The organism is Variovorax sp. UMC13, assembly GCF_014170375.1.
GTDB lineage: Bacteria > Pseudomonadota > Gammaproteobacteria > Burkholderiales > Burkholderiaceae_C > Variovorax.
Map to the genome: position 1 here is coordinate 93,581 of NZ_LZZW01000033.1, position 16,773 is coordinate 110,353.

Sequence of the window (16,773 nt, forward strand, 5' to 3'; positions counted from 1 at the left end):
GGATTGACCGGCTATGCGTCATCACCGAGACAGTCAAGGAACAACCAGTTTTGAAGCGCTTTGCATCGAAAAATGCCGCACGAGGCGGGTGGATGATTGCCGTCTGCGCCAGTCTTCTCGCGCTGCAAGGCTGCGCGGTGGTCACGGCTCCGGGCTTCGGCTATGCCGACGCGGGCACGCGCACCAGCGTGCCGCTGGGACAGTATGTGGCCGGCGACCCGGACAATCCTGCGCAAGGCGTGATCATCCCAATCACCAAGGACCTGATCCAGGCCCAAAGGCTCTCGCAGCCGCGCGACGTCGCACCGGAAGTCAAGGCACTGTTCGGCACGCCCGTGCCCTATACCATCGGCCCGAGCGACGTGATCGGCATCGTGGTGTACGACCATCCCGACCTGCTGCCCTCGGCGGGTGCGGTGATCAGCCAGCAGGCCGACCCTACTGGCATCAGTGCTGCACCCGGCTTCATCGTAAGTGCTTCCGGTGAGATCAGCTTCCCCTATATCGGCCGCACCAAGATCGCAGGACTGACGGAAATCGAAGCCAGCGACATGATGGCCAAGAAGCTGGCCCCGTACATTCGGGACCCGCAAGTCACGATCCGGATCGCATCCTTCCGCAGCCGCCGCGCCTTTGTCGAAGGTGAAGTGCGCGTGCCCGGCATGCAGATTTTCACCGACGTGCCGATGACGCTGCCACAGGCCATCAGCCGCGCGGGTGGCATCACGGCCGCGGGCGACCGCACCATGGTCACACTCACGCGCAACGACGTTACGACGCGCATCGACATGCCCTTGCTCGAGGCACTGGGGGTCAACGCGAACAAGATCTTGCTACAAAGCGACGACCTGGTCTCGGTCCGCAACCGCGAGGAGAACAAGGTGTATGTGATGGGTGAGGTCACGCGCCCCGCTGCGCTGCTCATGAACAACGGCCGGCTGAGCCTGAATCAAGCACTGGGTGAAGCCGGTGGCGCCAGCGTGCTCACGGCCAACACCTCGCAGATCTATGTCATCCGCAACAACGCGCAGGGCGACCCGGCGCTGTTCCACCTGAATGCCGCTTCACCCGCAGCGCTCGCACTGGCCGAGAACTTCGCGCTCAAGCCGCGTGATGTGGTGTATATCGATCCCGTCCCGCTGGTGCAATGGAACCGCATCATCAGCCTGATCCTGCCAAGCGCGCAGGTGGTCAGTCTTGGCAGCGAGATCAACGCCCGGTGAAGTCGGTTCTAGTGGTCTGCATCGGCAACATCTGCCGAAGCCCGATGGGTGAAGCCCTGCTGGCTGCCGCGTTGCCGCAGTTGTTGGTGTCGTCCGCCGGTACGGGCGCGCTTATCGGCCACCCAGCCGACGACATCGCCAAAGCGCTGATGAGCGCGCGCGGGCTCGACATCGAGACCCACCGAGCGCGCCAGCTCACGCAACTGATGTGCCAGCAGGCCGACCTGATCCTCACCATGGACGACGGCCAGCGCCGCCATATCGAAAGCCGTTACCCGCTCACGCGCGGCAAGGTATTTCGATTTGCAGAAAGCCTCAAGCAGGACGTGCCAGACCCTTATCGCCAGGGTCAGGACGCATTCGAACACGCCCTGCAACTTATCGACGCCGGTGCCCAAGCCTGGGCCGAACGGATACAGAAATTCAAATGACGCCTTCAGCCGCCGCCTCGCTCCCGCCCCAGAACCCTGCGGCAAAAGACGACGAAATCAATCTGTCGGAATACGTCGACATCCTGCTCGACCGCAAATGGTTGGTGATGGGCGTCACGGCTGTTGCCGTGGCTATCGGTGTGGCGTACGCGTTGCTGTCGACACCGGTCTACCAATCTAACCTCTTGGTGCAGGTGGAAGACTCTGCGCCCGATGCCAAAGGCTTCCTTGGGGACTCCGCGAGCCTGTTCGACGTGAAGACACCGGCCAGCGGTGAAATTCAGATTCTGAGATCACGCCTAGTGTTAGGCGCCGCCGTCGACCAGACAAGGCTTTACATCGAAGCAGAGCCGCGCTACTTGCCAATCGTTGGTCGCTGGCTGGCAAACAGGGCAGACGACCTGTCGAACCCCGGCTTTCTCGGAATCGCTGGCTATGTAAGCGGCAAGGAGCGGATTGAAGTCACGCAGTTCGATGTGCCACCGGCATTGGAGGACGGCAAGCCATTTACCGTCACGGCAATGGGCGAAGGCCGCTATACGTTGAGCAACGAAGACCTCGGGGAAACGCTGACCGGTACCGTTGGCCAACCGCTGTCGCACACCGCTGATGATGGACCTATCACACTTTTGATCACCAAGCTCGATGGCAAGCCTGGCGCACAGTTCGTTATGTCGCGCGACTCACGCCTAGGCACCATCGAGGATCTTCAGAGACGCCTGCAACTCGGTGAGCAAGGCAAGCAGTCCAATGTGATCAGCGTGTCATTGGAAGATAGCGACCGCCCTCGCCTTTCAAAAATTCTCAACGCCATTGGCGAACAGTACGTACGTCAGAACGTTGAGCGCAAAGCCGCGGAAGCACAAAAGACCCTTGGATTTCTCGATGAGCAGTTGCCCGAGTTTAAGCGGCAGCTAGAAGCCTCAGAGGATGCATACACCAAGTTCCGCAACAAGAACGGCACCATCGCTTTCGACGAGGAAGCCAAAGGCGTGCTGGGCAAGGCGGTCGAACTGCAAACGAAGCTGCTTGAAGCGCAGCAGCACCGCCGCGAGCTCGCGGCGAAGTACACAGACATCAACCCACGAATCAAGACCGTCGACGGCCAGATCAGCGCGATCCAAAGCGAGCTCGGCGCGCTCAACACCCGTGTGAGCGCCATGCCAACCATTCAACAGGATGCGCTGCGACTGGAGCGTGACGTACGCGTGAACGGAGAGCTATACAAGTCGCTGCTCAACAGCGCGCTACAGCTACGCTTGGTGAAAGAGGGCAAGGTTGGCAACGTACGCCTGCTCGACCAAGCCGTTCAGCCCAAAAAACCGATCAAACCACAGAAACCCATGATTGTGGCTCTGGCCCTCGTACTAGGTTTGCTCGCTGGCGCTGCGTTGGCCATAATTCGCAGCCTGTTCATGGGAGGCATCCGCAACCCAGACGAGATCGAAGCACACACGGGACTTAATGTTTACTCCGTAGTGCCCTTCACTGCGGAGCAGGTTCCTGTCGACCAACGCAACGCCTCGAGCGTGCAATTGCTGGCAGTGCTACACCCCGAAAGCCCTGCCATCGAGGCACTGCGCAGTCTGCGCATTGCATTGCAGTTCGCCACATTGGAGGCTGGCAATAATCGGGTGATGATCACCGGAGCGACCCCGGGCGTTGGCAAGAGCTTTATCTCCGCCAACTTCGCAGCCATCATGGCCATCGCAGGCAAGCGCGTGCTGCTGATTGATGCCGACATGCGCAAGGGCCATATCCACCAAGAACTCGGCATGAAGCGCGAGAACGGCTTGTCGGAAGTACTGGCCGGCGTGCTCACGCCTACCCAGGCAATCCGAACCCAAGTCCTGCCAAACCTGGACGTACTGACCACCGGCAAACTGCCTTCAAACCCGGCCGACATGATGATGTCGGAGACGTTCAGCCGCTTGCTGGACACGCTGTCGGAGCAGTACGAATTGGTGATCATCGACACCCCACCTGTGCTGGTGGCGGCAGACGCCGCAGCCGTTGCACCCCATGCAGGCGTCGTGTTGCTGGTAGCACGTGCCGACCAAACGCAGCTTGGTGAACTCAATGAAAGTGCCAAGCGCCTAGCCCATGCTGGCAAGACCGCGAGCGGTGTTCTGTTCAACGCAATGGACATGACGCGACGCCACTACGGTAGCTATGGCTACAAGTACGGCGGCTACCGATATACCGAGTACAAGTACAAAAACTGATTCGCTACTCCAACCTTTGAAAAAAATGGTTTTCGTTAAGCAGAGGGGCATTTTTTGGAAATTTTTTTGCCCATGGCAATCATGCCCCCTCTAACCTCAGCCTCAGATCCAAGCGACTATAACGATTCCAATTGCATTGAAGCACTCTCCGCCAGCAGGTGGCTCAGGTATTTGCCATAGCCGCTCTTGTGCAGCGGCGCCGCCAGCCTGGCCAGCTGCTCGCTGTCGATGAACCCGGCACGCCAGGCGATCTCCTCGGGGCAGGCGATCTTCAGGCCCTGCCGATGCTCCAGCGTGGCGATGAACTGGCCGGCTTCGAGCAGGCTCTCATGCGTGCCCGTGTCCAGCCACGCATAGCCGCGCTGCATGATCTGCACGTTCAGCTGGTCGCGCTCCAGGTAGGCTTGGTTGACGGCGGTGATCTCGAGCTCGCCGCGCGCACTCGGTTTCACCGCCTTGGCGATGTCCACCACCTGGTTGTCGTAGAAGTACAGGCCGGTCACCGCGTAGTGGCTCTTGGGCGTCTCCGGCTTCTCCTCGATGCTGCGGGCCTTGCCCTGCGGATCGAAATCAACCACGCCATAGCGCTCCGGGTCCTGCACGTGGTAGGCGAAGACGGTGGCACCCGAGGCTTGCGCGTCGGCACCGCCGAGCAGTTGCGCGAAGTCGTGGCCGTAGAAGATGTTGTCGCCCAGCACCAGCGCGCTGGGCGCGTTGCCGATGAACTGCTCGCCGATCAGGAAGGCCTGGGCCAGGCCGTCCGGGCTGGGCTGCACCGCGTACTGCAGGTTCATGCCCCACTGGCTGCCGTCGCCCAGCAGCTGCTGGAAGCGCGGCGTGTCCTGCGGCGTGCTGATGATCAGCACGTCGCGGATACCGCCGAGCATCAGCGTGCTCAGCGGGTAATAGATCATGGGCTTGTCGTAGACCGGCAGCAGCTGCTTGCTCATGGCCAGCGTGGCGGGATGGAGCCGGGTGCCCGAGCCGCCGGCCAGGATGATTCCCTTGCGATTTGTCATTTGACCGGTATCTCGTATTGAAACATCTTGCACAGCATGTGTGAGGCGATCTTGCCAAAATGGCAGGGCCAGGTGAAGTGGCACTTTAGGCTTGGCGCCGGGCTGGCCGCCGTGCCAGCAGCAGCACCTTCATGCCGCGGCCTTGGCGTCGTATTGCTTCTCGACCCATTCGCGGTACGCGCCACTCTGCACGTTGCGCACCCAGTCGCCGTGGGCCAGGTACCAGGCGACGGTCTTGCGAATGCCGCTGTCGAAGGTCTCGGCCGGCTTCCAGCTTAGCTCGCGTTCGAGCTTGCGCGCGTCGATCGCGTAGCGGCGGTCGTGGCCCGGGCGATCGGTCACGTAGCTGATCTGCGCCTTGTAAGGCTGGCCGTCGGCGCGCGGGCTGAGTTCGTCGAGCAGCGCGCAGACCGTGTGCACGATCTCGATGTTGGGCTTCTCGTTCCAGCCACCCACGTTGTAGGTCTCGCCCAGCCGGCCGGCCTCGAGCACGCGGCGGATGGCGCTGCAGTGGTCCTTCACATACAGCCAGTCGCGTACCTGCATGCCGTCGCCGTACACCGGCAGCGGCTTGCCGGCCAGCGCATTGACGATCATCAGCGGGATCAGCTTCTCGGGGAAATGGAAGGGACCGTAGTTGTTCGAGCAGTTGGTGGTCACCACCGGCAGGCCGTAGGTGTGGTGCCAGGCGCGCACCAGGTGGTCGCTGGCGGCCTTGCTGGCCGAGTACGGGCTGTTGGGCTCGTACTTGTTGTCTTCGGTGAAGGCCGGGTCGGTCTTGGAGAGCGAGCCGTAGACCTCGTCGGTCGAGACGTGCAGGAAGCGGAAGGCGGCCTTCTCGTTGGCCGGCAGCGCGCTCCAGTAGCCGCGCACCGATTCGAGCAGGCGGAAGGTGCCCAGCACGTTGGTCTGGACGAAGTCCTCGGGCCCGTGGATCGAACGGTCGACGTGCGACTCGGCCGCGAAGTTCAACACCGCACGCGGGCGGTGCTCGGCCAGCAGGCGGTCGACCAGCGCGCTGTCGCCGATGTCGCCTTGCACGAAAACGTGGCGTGCATCATCCTGGAGCGAAGCCAGCGTCTCCGGGTTGCCAGCATAGGTGAGCTTGTCGAGATTGACGACCGGCTCGTCGCCTTGGGCCAGCCAGTCGAGTACAAAGTTGGCGCCGATGAATCCGGCGCCGCCGGTGACAAGGATCATGTGGGAAGCTTCTTGGTCTGGGTCGATGGATGCGATGCGGCATCGCATTCAGCCGCATTGCACAATAGTGCAGAGTAAAAGCTGCAGTTTTCCCAATGGCGCTGCCTGAAAATTAAGCCGGCAGCAACGGCTCCGGCTCCGGCTCCGCTGGCACCCAACCGCTGTCGGCATAGGTCTGGAGGCTGCGGCGACGGTCGGCTAGCGAGGCTACGGCGGGCGTGCGCTGGTGTTCCAGATGCACCCAATCCACCACCTCCGCATGGGGTTGATAGCCCGGCAGCATCTGCTTCAGCACGGCCTTAAGCGCGGGCACGTCGTTCTCCGCCAGTGCCGCATTCAGCATGCCAAACAGCCGCGACAACTCTTCCCACGGCGGGCATTCTTCATGCGCCTTCATCACGCGCGGGTGCATCGTAGGCATGGAGTTGTCGCCGATAAGTAGCTCTTCGTAAAGCTTTTCGCCGGGCCGCAAGCCGGCAATATGGAAGGCGATGTCGCCATCGGGCGTCGCTTCGTCGCGCACCGTGCGACCCGAGAGTTCGACGAGCCGGCGGGCCAGGTCGATGATGCGCACCGGCTCACCCATGTCGAGCACGAACACGTCGCCGCCCACAGCCATCGTGCCGGCCTGGATCACCAATTGAGCCGCCTCGGGAATGGTCATGAAGTAGCGCGTGATGTCGGCGTGCGTGAGCGTGATGGGCCCGCCCGCCTCGATCTGCTTGCGAAACAACGGCACGACCGAGCCGCTCGACCCCAGCACATTGCCGAAACGCACCATCGAAAAACACGTGCCCGACTGCCCCGACTGTTGAGCCAGACCTTGCAGTGCCATCTCTGCCACGCGCTTGCTCGCGCCCATGATGTTCGTGGGCCGCACGGCCTTGTCTGTACTTACCAGCACGAAACGACGCACCTGACTGGCCATGGCGGCCTGCGCCGTGATCAGGGTGCCCAGTGCGTTGTTCTTCACGCCTTCGGCCGGGTTGTGCTCGACCATGGGTACATGTTTGTAGGCGGCCGCATGGTAGACCGTGTCGGGTCGCCAGGTGCTCATGATCTCGCGCATGCGCGCTTCGTCACGCACCGATGCCAGTAGGGGCAGCACGCGCAGGCCCGGCGCCTGGGCCAGCAGCTCCTGATGAATCGCATAGAGCGCGTATTCGCTCAGTTCGACCAGCAGCAGCGTGCTGGGGGACTGCATAGCGATCTGCCGGCACAGTTCGCTGCCGATGGAACCGCCGGCGCCCGTGACCAGCACCACCTGCCCACGGATGGGGCGCTGCAGCAGATCATCGACCGGTGCCACCGGGTCCCGCCCCAGCAAGTCTTCAATGTCGACCTCAAGCAGGTCTTGCACCTGCACGCGACCATGCGCGAGGTCGGCCATGGCGGGCAGCGTTCGCACGTGCAAATGAAGCGGCAACAGGTCGCTGAGGATCTGCGCCCGGCGCTGATGGCTGGCCGAAGGCATGGCCAGCAACACATCGGTAATTCCCAGAGCCGCGCTGTTCAGTTTGAGCCAACGTATGGGATGAATGCGTACCCCGTTCAGCGTGCTGCCCTGCAAGTGCTCGGCATCATCGATGTACGCCCGCACGACCATGTCCTGGCTGTGCGCCAACGCCGCAGTCAGTTGCCTCCCCGCACCGCCCGCACCGTAGATCACGACCTGCGGCAGCGTCCTCCGTCGCAAGGTGCTCACATACATACCGCCCAGCCAATAGCGCGCCACCAGGCGGGAGCCACCAACAGTCAGGAACAACAGTATTGGTGTGATCACTCCGATGGTACGCGGGACACCTGGCAATCCAATGAAGCTGAACATCAGCACATAGCCGACCGCAAACAACGCACAAGCCTTGACCAACGCCAACAGCGCCGCCCCCCCCGCATAGCGGAAGATGGCCCGGTAGAAACCCGAGACGACGAAGAGGGGAAGTGCCATCACAATGGCCATGACCACCGCCAGCCACTGGACGCCTTGCAAGGCGATCCATTGCTCATAGCGAAGACTGAAGGCCAACCAGACGCAGAGCACGCAAAGGCTGGCGTCAACGGCCAACGCCAACAAGCGTTTGGCAGCGCGAGGCAGACCGAGCAAGGGCTCGGCCAGACGATTGATCAACGGGAAACTCCTAGCTCGAACACGATTTCGGCAGACTGTGGCTCAATTGTGTCTCGTTATCGTGTCAGCTGTGCTCCCGCGTTCATGGGACGCGAAGAAAAACACAGTCGACCTTAGTCTTTAGTTTTCATTCCTTCGCCACATGCCCGCGCAATAACAACAGCGCGCAGGCTTCGCCGACCAGCAAACCGATGCCATCGGCCAGGAGATCGCCCCACTCCGCAAAGCGATCGGGCGTGAAAGACTGAAGAACTTCGATCAACCCGCCGTAGGCCAGCAGGCCTGCAAGCATGGCCCACCGATGCCGCGGCCAGGCCGCGTGCCCAAGCATGGCCAACACCGCGAAGCCAAGCATATGGTTACTTTTGTCCCAGCCCGTGGACGGCATGCTCGGCGAAGGCGGCATCAGGCTGAACGCCAGCAGTATCAGCATGGCGAATGCCAAGAGCCAACGCCAAGTCACAGGTCTGAACATTTATCGGCATAGTCTCCGCACGAAGACCTCATGCGGTAATCCCTTCACCGGCTCGCAGTACCTGACCTGCGGGCACCTTGACTCCGTACCCTAGGACCGCGCCTGCCTGCAACCAGGCCCCGCGCCCCAACGCTGAGCCACCGGACATGCAAGCCCCTACGCCCAAGTGGCCGAAGGCCTCTACAAGACAGTCATGATCGACAACGGCACCACAGTTAGCGATTGCACCTTCAGCCAAGCACGCCTGTGTTCCGATGACGGCGCCCGCCATCACCGCACATCCCGGACCAATCAATGCACTGGGAGACACAATGGCTCTGGGATGAACTACTGTCGCCAGTGGAAATCCAACAGCAGCAACGTATGCATGCAGCGTCTCGCGGAGCGCATTTCTTCCGATCGCGACCACGACCGCATCGACCTGCCCTCGGCAGGAAGCCAACTCACTCGTGCCTCCCCAAACAGGGATGCCCCCTAAAAGTTGAACTCCATCAGGGGCATCGTCAAGAAAGGCAGTGAGTTCGTACTCCTGCCCTAACAAGACCGCCTCCGCCACCGTACGACCGTGCCCTCCGGCACCGATGATCAACAGACGCTTCATGTCAATGCGAGACACCATCGCGCCTCAGCACTTTGACAAAAGTGAGCCAAAGGACATGGACATCGAATGTCAAGGATCGACGATGAAGATACTCAACATCGAGTCTCACCTTCGCCGGAATCGGGAGTTCGTCGCGTCCATTTACCTGAGCCCAACCTGTAAGGCCAGGCAGCAGTAGATGCACCCCTTGGTTTGTACGCAGCGAAATAAGATCGTCCTGATTGAACAGGGCTGGCCTCGGCCCTACGAAGCTCATGTCGCCAACCAAAATGCTCCAAAGCTGCGGAAGCTCGTCCAGGCTGCTTTTACGAAGAAAGCTGCCAATGGGGGTGAGGTGCGAACTTGCGTTTGCGAGCAGATGAGTGGCCACCGCAGGAGTACCAACCCGCATGCTTCGAAATTTTGGCATCTTGAAAATCTTATTGCCCTGACCAACTCGCTCTGACCAGTACAGTACGGGCCCTGGTGAAGTCAAACGCACCAGCAGTGCCACCACCAACACCGGAATGGCCAAAATAATCGCAGCCAAAAATGCTAACAATAAATCAAAAACCCGCTTCATGAGAAATCTCTCGCAGCTTTCTTCAATCCTACAGCAAGGGATATCGGTGGCCTCCACTGGAGGGTAGTGCAAGTTTTCTCGATATCGACTTGCAGCGATCCGCAAAGACGTCGTGCGACCTCTCGTTTTCCTACTAGTGCAGCCCCCCATTCCAACAATGCTGCCGGCAAAGGAATCAATCGCGTTTTGCAGCCCAGAGCAACTCCCATGTAGCGGAGTAGTTGCGTTGTAGAGACATCTTCGCCATCAGAGACTAGGAAAATTTGTCCGCTCGCTGCAGGGTGCTGAACACAAACGACGAGAAGATCTACCAAGTTGTCTAAGGCGACAAGGCTACGACGATTCTTGATGGCACCCAAAGGCAATGGTACCCCTCGGCTAAGCCATCTCATCATGGCCGCGAAATTGGCCTTCACCCCAGGCCCGTAGACCAACGGTGGTCGCACGATCACAAGCTCCATTCCGGAACTTAAGGCGAGTTCGCGTAAGGCATTTTCCGCTTCGAGCTTAGAAACGCCGTAGGGGTCGGAAGGCGAAGGAACATCGTCCGAATGAAATGGACGACCTTCTACAGTCGATTCACCATGTACTTTGATCGAACTGACAAAAATGAACCTCTTCACTCCAAAAGCTGCTGCTTGCCGTGCCAGACGCATAGTGCCATCGACATTAACCCGTCGAAATTCTGCCAGTGGATCCGATGTCACCTCATTCAACACATGAACGCGTGCTGCCGTGTGAACAACTACGTCAACTCCGGCTAGCAAGATAGACCAATCAGCGGAGTCCGCCAGATCTCCTACCGAAATCCATTTCTCATTTTTCCTTGAAACCTCTAACGTCCTCACACTTCCCACGGCGCTAATTCCTGGCTGTCCTTCGAATCGGCGCCAAACTGTGTTGCCAACAAATCCGTTAGCTCCGGTGATCAATATCTTCATGTTGCAGTCACCATTTTCTCATAAAGATCTAGGTGTGCATCCACAACCCCGGTTAAATCGAAAACCTCCTCAGCCAATTTTCTTCCAGCAATGCCCATCTTCTCACGAACGTCCGGAGCATTGATAAGAATCTCCAAGGCGCTAGCCAGAGCCGCGGCGTCCCTCACTGGTACTAACAAACCCGTGATACCTGACAAAATAGCATCCCTGCAGCCAGGGACATCGGTCGTAATCACCGGCCGCCCACACGCAGCAGCTTCAATAAGAACCTTAGGCAAGCCCTCTCTATAAGAGGGAAGCACAACAACGCTGGCTTCTATAAGCACGGAAGCCATGTCGGGGCGATGCCCCCATAGCTCCACGATTCCATCTCTAGCGATTTTTTCCAAATCATCCGAATCAAGGCTTGTCGGATTTGCCTCATCGACGGACCCGACCAGCACAAATCGCGCCAAAACCCCTTTAGAGTGGACGATTCGTGCCGCCTCAACAAATTCTGAAACCCCTTTATCAAAGAGCAAGCGGGCCGCCATCATGATGACAGGAATCCCAGTCGGCAGCGGCATTGAACGATACCTAACCAAATCAACCCCAGAACCGCGAATCAGGAGAGCTCGATCAGAGTTCAGTCCAGAAAATTCACAAAGAATTTCTTTGTCATTCTCATTTTGGAATATCACCCTAAGCCGTCGATTTGACAACACAAATCTATAAATCTGTGCAATCAGCCACCTCCGAATTTGAGCACCTAAGCCTCGCGCTGTAAACACGTACCCTAGCCCAGATATTGCAGCGACCACACCAGGCACATTTACCAATCGCGCTGCAACACCCCCCAGGAGCACAGGCTTTATCGTTACAAGATGAATAACATCTGGGCGAATCGCACGAAACAAAAAAACCATCTCATACAGAGAGCGTATAGCATTGATAATAGCCGCTCCATTTCGCTTCAAAATCAGCTCATGAACAATCAAGCCATTCTCACGAAACTCCTCGGCCCTATCCGTCAATGCAGTCGCAATATGGACCTCATAGCCACTCTTTTTCGCCGCCAAAGCAATTGGCATCCTATGCGACGCAAAAAACCAATCAACATTCACGACAAATAATAGTATTTTTGACATATCTATTGCGATATATTGAACTTAAATTTCAGCAACAAATCGAAAAAAATCTGCTTTTTTTAGCCATTCGAAATAAAAATAAAAATCAAACGGTGATTTATCTGAGCAATATTTTTATGTCGACTCAATGTTTAGCCACCACCTTTAAATCAAAAATCTACGTAAATCTCATCGCGTTGCGCGATCACCAGGAATTTGCTCCGTCAACCAAGCCTGGAACATCAATACGCACCAAAGCTGGTGATGCCAATTACGCTGCCCACTCAAATGCTCTGCCCATTTTCTCCGCACGAGAGTTGAGTTTAAGTAGCCTTCTCGTTTGAGACGTGATTCACTCAGTAGGTTCTCCGCCCAAGCGCGTAAAGGGCCACGCAACCAACTGTCAATTGGAACGCTAAATCCTTTCTTAGGTCGTTCAATCAAACTCCTAGGCACATGACGAAAAAGCACTTGACGCAACACCCATTTAGGCGTCCTAGTCTTGCCTTCCAATCTCACCTTGTATTCCATTGGCAACTGCCATGCAAATTCCACAATACGATGATCGAGAAATGGGACACGTGTTTCAAGGCTCACTCCCATAGCAGCGCGATCGACCTTCGTCAAAATATCATCTGGAAGATAAGTCTGCAGGTCCAGCGCCATCATTCGTTCAACATCCGTCAAGCCGGTTAAATCCAACATTGGATCGTTAAACGCCGTTTTTGGCTCCCCCCCCCCCAGCACCACTTCGGCAGGATTAGACCAATAGGAAACCATAGATCGGTAGAGTTCAGCTGGAGACCCTGCCGCCATAACACCCGCACCTTTATGCAATTTGTCTCCCACATTTGGCCATCGGCCCGCAAGCGGGGTTGAGGCCGCAAGGCGGTTTAGACGATCAGGCGACACACTTGTAAGCCCTTTGGCCAGCCCCCGTCGTAGCGGTAGAGGAAGCATTGACAGGCGACGCCATAATTTTGCCGTAAAAGCATAGCGGTTATAGCCGCAAAATAATTCGTCTCCCCCATCACCTGATAGCGACACAGCGACATGCTGACGAGCCAGCTGGCTAACTAAAAACGTTGGAATCTGCGAAGAATCGGCAAATGGCTCGCAATAGAGACTAGGGAGACGGGGAATAACAGCTAATGCTTGCTCTGGCGTGACATACATTTCCGTGTGCTCAGTGCCAAGATGCTTGGCCACGGCTTGAGCATGCTCAGCCTCGTTATAAGCTGCGTCGTGGAAACCCACGGAAAAAGTCTTAGTTGGACGATTTGACTGCGATTGCATTAACGCAACCACGGCTGATGAATCGATTCCGCCTGAGAGAAACGCTCCGAGCGGCACGTCAGCCATCATTTGTTGTCGAACCGCGCTTTTAAGCAGAACCTCTAGTTCATCGACAGCGTCTTCAGCGCTACCTTTGAAGCGGTTAGAAATGCCTCTTTGCGCAGCCTCTACATTCGACCAATACTGTTGAATGAGGGGCTCCGTAGCAGTCTGTGACACTGTTAGCAAGGTGCCGGGCAGCATCTTGCAAATTCCCGAATAAATGGAATGAGCGCCGCCGATGTTGTTGTGTCGCATGAACAAGCAAAGCGCGTCGCGACTAATTTCCGCTTTAAAAGCAGGATGCGCTCGCAATGCTTTGAGCTCTGACCCAAACAAAAATACAGCACTCCGCCCACTACCTTGCCAACCGTAGTAAAGCGGTTTTTCACCTAACCGATCGCGTGCAAGCGTCAGTTGTCGTAACTGCCTGTCCCAAACCGCAAAGGCGAACATACCGATAGCACGTTCGAGCGTTATGCGGATTCCCCAATGATCGAAACCTGCTAGAAGGGTTTCAGTATCAGAATGTCCCCGCCAGACGGGAACGTCCCCACGCTTGGCGAGTTCAGCACGCAAACCCAAATGATTGTAGATCTCACCATTGAATGAGATTACGAACCGCCCTGACGCAGAAATCATAGGCTGTGCGCCGGCGGAAGACAGCTCAACAATCGACAAGCGACGATGTCCGAGTCCGATTGCAGCCTCCCTGTCGAGCCACTGCCCATCGGCATCAGGTCCTCTATTGGCAATCGAATCCGTCATCGCCTTAAGACGCTGTCCCTCATTACCTAACCATTCACCACCTAAAAAACCCGCAAATCCGCACATATCAGAAACCTTTTTCAACCTCACATGACAATGCTGTTCGCAGATTTCAACACGCGTCCCGTACAGCAACGGCGAAACGGGAATAATTCGAGTTAAACCGCAGATCTCAAAGCGTGTACCGACCTACTGCTCCACACACGACTTCCAAATATCGTGATAACGTTCGCACATGATATTTAATTCAAAGTTATTCATAATGTGTGCGCGGCAGGCTAGTTTCTGCTCTTGCCATTTCAATCCCCCACGACTAAAACTGAAGTGGGCTTTCTCCAATCCTGCAGCCAAAGCATTTCTATCTTGAGGCACGACAACCCAGCCATGATCTCTAACAATAACAGCGGCGTCACCGACATCAGTAGTAACACATGGAGTGCCGCAAGCCATCGCCTCCGCAAGAACATTCGGAAATGCCTCGCCCAAACTGGATAGGACATGAACATCAATTGCATTCATTACCGCTGGAATATCAGCACGCGGTCCCATAAGTATTATGCGATCGGCAATGCCCGCCTCTCTAATCCAAGCGCGCAATACGTCATTCTCTTCACTCATTCCCACCCCAACGAGTAAACAGGAAAATTGAATACCGCAACGCTTCAATTGGCCTAAAGCGTCCAACAAATTTCGATGATCCTTTTGCGGATCAAATCTTGCGACCATACCGATCACAAACACATCGTCCGCCAATCCGATCTCAGCACGAAGACTGGCTCGGCCCACCAGATCAACATCAAATCGTGCCATGTTGTAACCATTGGGAATATAAACGAATTTATCAAAACAATAGCCCATAGCCTGATGTACAGCGGTTGCTTGCAACGAGCAACTGACAATTATTTTAGGCACCCAGCGGGAAAGATACATGCATAGGCGCGCGATCGCTAGAGTGGTGCGACTATTGTGCTGCGGATCTAAATTGGCGTGCCTGATTCCCCAAGCGACAGCCCGAATTCCCGAAAATCTCGCTATTAGCCCACCGATCAAATCAGCGTGATACATCCAAGTCTGAACAACATCAGGCTTAATTTGACGAAAAATCTGATACAGCTTGATCAGGCCCGAAAACACAATCTTTCCACGCGGGAAATTTAATGCGTAAACCTTTGCACCGACTGCCTCAAGGCGTTCCGAATAAATACCCCGATCAGTGAGAGAAACGACAAAGTGAAGGTAACCACTCCCCTTGTCATTTTCTATCAAACGAAAAAGCACGGCCTCAGCACCGCCGTTATTTAGACCAGTAATGACATGAAGTACATTCATTTTTACCAACCAAAACCCCAGTCACAACCAGAACACTGCAAAAAGATGTGAAAAGTTCTTCATAGACTCCATCGAACACGATGGAAAAATCGGCCTATGACTATATAAGAATAAAGCATCAATACAAAGAAAATCGACAGTGAAATTGTCGAAGGAATAAAAAGCATCATTTGCTGCAAAACAAGCAGCGCAAGATAGGGCACAACCAAATATGCCTCATCGCCGCGAAGTAGAATCCAAACCCTGTGCATTACCGAATACAAGAAGAATCTCATTGCCCCAAAAAAGAAACCTCCAACCAACGGAAATAGATACGCAGACACGCCGGTATAGTATGGCGGAATGATGCAATCAGCTTCTCTGCCGACCAAATTTCTAGTATTAATACAAGAAAATCTTAACCCATCACTTACCAATTGATAACTTAAACTCTCGAGACCGAAAGACGACAATATTCCGCTTGGGAAAATCCCAAAAATCGAAAGAAGAACATCATTTGCCAAAAAAGGGCCGGTTGTAAAAAAGTTATTGACGCCCGCATCAATCGAAAAAAGTAAATGTGAAAACGGATCGAGGACACCAGCTTCTTGAGACGCGGTAGAAAATTCGATGCGAGTACCGGAATATAGAAATCCAGAAACAGCAGCAACAAACTCTTTGCCGAAAAGAAAAACAAGAAATGAGAAAGCAAAGAGCAGTGAAATAATCACCCAAGACTTCAATGAGGTTTTCGACCGCCCGTAAGCAAAATATATCAACAATGGCGTTACAAAAGTCTCAAACAAGGCAAATCGCGACACTGTAGTTAGGTACGCCAGCACGCCAATTACAAAGAAAAGAAAAAACGAGGATTTTAGGTTTTTCTTTTTTGCAACAATAAATGGGAATGCTGCAATGCCATACAGACCGATGATTGTAAAACGCTTAAGAAAGAGAAAGCCTTCAAGTCCATCAAATTCTGAAAAGTCGCCTCCTCGTGAGGCACTTGCACTGGTTAGTGCTCGCTCAAACCCCACTGCCGAGAAATAGAAAGAGGCACCCAGAACGGAAAATATCAATAAGAAGTAAAAAAATCCCAATGGGTTAATATTTATTCTTTTTGATTTCTCCACGAAAGATTTCGCAGCTGCCGATGAGAATCTTTTCAGGAAAAAAAATCCAACAAATGCTCCGAACGCATATGCCGCAATGTGAAGCAATGAGATTGAGCTAATATTTTCCAGATCATTGCGATAAAACTCGTACTGCTGAGGAATTTTAACAATTCCCAAGAATAAGAATAACGGAAAAATTCCGATCCCAAGGACATAAAAATATTCAATCGACAGGAATACTGGCCAAAAATTGGAGCGACGAAAAATTCTAAGGAAAACCCCCCCCATTACCAGCAAGTAGAAAATGGGACAAATGATGCCGAGAAAATAGTTCAC

General features: G+C 55.4%; 14 protein-coding genes. 3 read left to right on the top strand and 11 right to left on the bottom strand.

The features are described 5' to 3' along the window. Nucleotides 1–92: 92 nt before the first annotated feature. The 3 genes from A9977_RS28625 to A9977_RS28635 are packed head-to-tail and all read left to right on the top strand — an operon-like array spanning nt 93 to nt 3,879. Nucleotides 93–1,223, top strand: a complete 1,131-nt coding sequence (locus A9977_RS28625; RefSeq protein WP_183028200.1) for a polysaccharide biosynthesis/export family protein — start codon at nt 93–95, stop codon at nt 1,221–1,223. Then, on the top strand, nt 1,220–1,654 hold the full coding sequence (locus tag A9977_RS28630; RefSeq protein WP_183028201.1) for a low molecular weight protein-tyrosine-phosphatase: 435 nt from the start codon (nt 1,220–1,222) through the stop codon (nt 1,652–1,654). The genes A9977_RS28625 and A9977_RS28630 overlap by 4 nt, the downstream gene beginning before the upstream one ends. Further along, nucleotides 1,651–3,879, top strand: a complete 2,229-nt coding sequence (locus A9977_RS28635; RefSeq protein ID WP_183028202.1) for a polysaccharide biosynthesis tyrosine autokinase — start codon at nt 1,651–1,653, stop codon at nt 3,877–3,879. Before A9977_RS28630 ends, A9977_RS28635 begins: the two co-directional genes overlap by 4 nt. 116 nt (nt 3,880–3,995) lie before the next feature. Here the strand turns inward: A9977_RS28635 and rfbA are convergent, their stop codons facing one another. The 11 genes from rfbA to A9977_RS28690 all read right to left on the bottom strand — a co-directional run bounded on the left by rfbA (nt 3,996) and on the right by A9977_RS28690 (nt 16,773). Further along, nucleotides 3,996–4,898 carry a glucose-1-phosphate thymidylyltransferase RfbA gene (rfbA, locus tag A9977_RS28640; protein WP_183028203.1) on the bottom strand — a complete coding sequence of 301 codons (903 nt, stop codon included), beginning with the start codon at nt 4,896–4,898 and terminating at the stop codon, nt 3,996–3,998. Nucleotides 4,899–5,027: 129 nt separating this feature from the next. Next, nucleotides 5,028–6,098: a dTDP-glucose 4,6-dehydratase gene (rfbB, locus tag A9977_RS28645; protein ID WP_183028204.1), complete on the bottom strand. Its 1,071-nt coding sequence runs from the start codon at nt 6,096–6,098 to the stop codon at nt 5,028–5,030. A gap of 112 nt (nt 6,099–6,210) precedes the next feature. Beyond that, entirely contained in the window at nt 6,211–8,226 is a 2,016-nt protein-coding gene (locus A9977_RS28650; protein WP_183028205.1) for a nucleoside-diphosphate sugar epimerase/dehydratase, read from the bottom strand. Nucleotides 8,227–8,353: 127 nt separating this feature from the next. Then, complete coding sequence (locus A9977_RS28655) at nt 8,354–8,659, bottom strand: VanZ family protein (protein ID WP_183028206.1); 306 nt, start codon at nt 8,657–8,659, stop codon at nt 8,354–8,356. A 70-nt stretch (nt 8,660–8,729) separates the two neighbouring features. Then, entirely contained in the window at nt 8,730–9,320 is a 591-nt protein-coding gene (locus A9977_RS28660) for an acetyltransferase (RefSeq protein ID WP_310936220.1), read from the bottom strand. Next, nucleotides 9,304–9,864: a sugar transferase gene (locus A9977_RS28665; protein WP_183028208.1), complete on the bottom strand. Its 561-nt coding sequence runs from the start codon at nt 9,862–9,864 to the stop codon at nt 9,304–9,306. The genes A9977_RS28660 and A9977_RS28665 overlap by 17 nt, the downstream gene beginning before the upstream one ends. Beyond that, nucleotides 9,861–10,805, bottom strand: a complete 945-nt coding sequence (locus A9977_RS28670; protein ID WP_183028209.1) for an SDR family oxidoreductase — start codon at nt 10,803–10,805, stop codon at nt 9,861–9,863. Before A9977_RS28670 ends, A9977_RS28665 begins: the two co-directional genes overlap by 4 nt. Further along, nucleotides 10,802–11,932, bottom strand: coding sequence for a glycosyltransferase family 4 protein (locus A9977_RS28675; protein ID WP_183028210.1), 1,131 nt, complete (start codon nt 11,930–11,932; stop codon nt 10,802–10,804). The genes A9977_RS28670 and A9977_RS28675 overlap by 4 nt, the downstream gene beginning before the upstream one ends. Nucleotides 11,933–12,100: 168 nt before the next feature. Continuing rightward, nucleotides 12,101–14,080: an asparagine synthase (glutamine-hydrolyzing) gene (asnB, locus tag A9977_RS28680; RefSeq protein ID WP_183028231.1), complete on the bottom strand. Its 1,980-nt coding sequence runs from the start codon at nt 14,078–14,080 to the stop codon at nt 12,101–12,103. Nucleotides 14,081–14,203: 123 nt separating this feature from the next. After that, complete coding sequence (locus A9977_RS28685; RefSeq protein WP_183028211.1) at nt 14,204–15,343, bottom strand: glycosyltransferase; 1,140 nt, start codon at nt 15,341–15,343, stop codon at nt 14,204–14,206. A gap of 59 nt (nt 15,344–15,402) precedes the next feature. Further along, nucleotides 15,403–16,773: an O-antigen polymerase gene (locus tag A9977_RS28690; RefSeq protein ID WP_183028212.1), complete on the bottom strand. Its 1,371-nt coding sequence runs from the start codon at nt 16,771–16,773 to the stop codon at nt 15,403–15,405.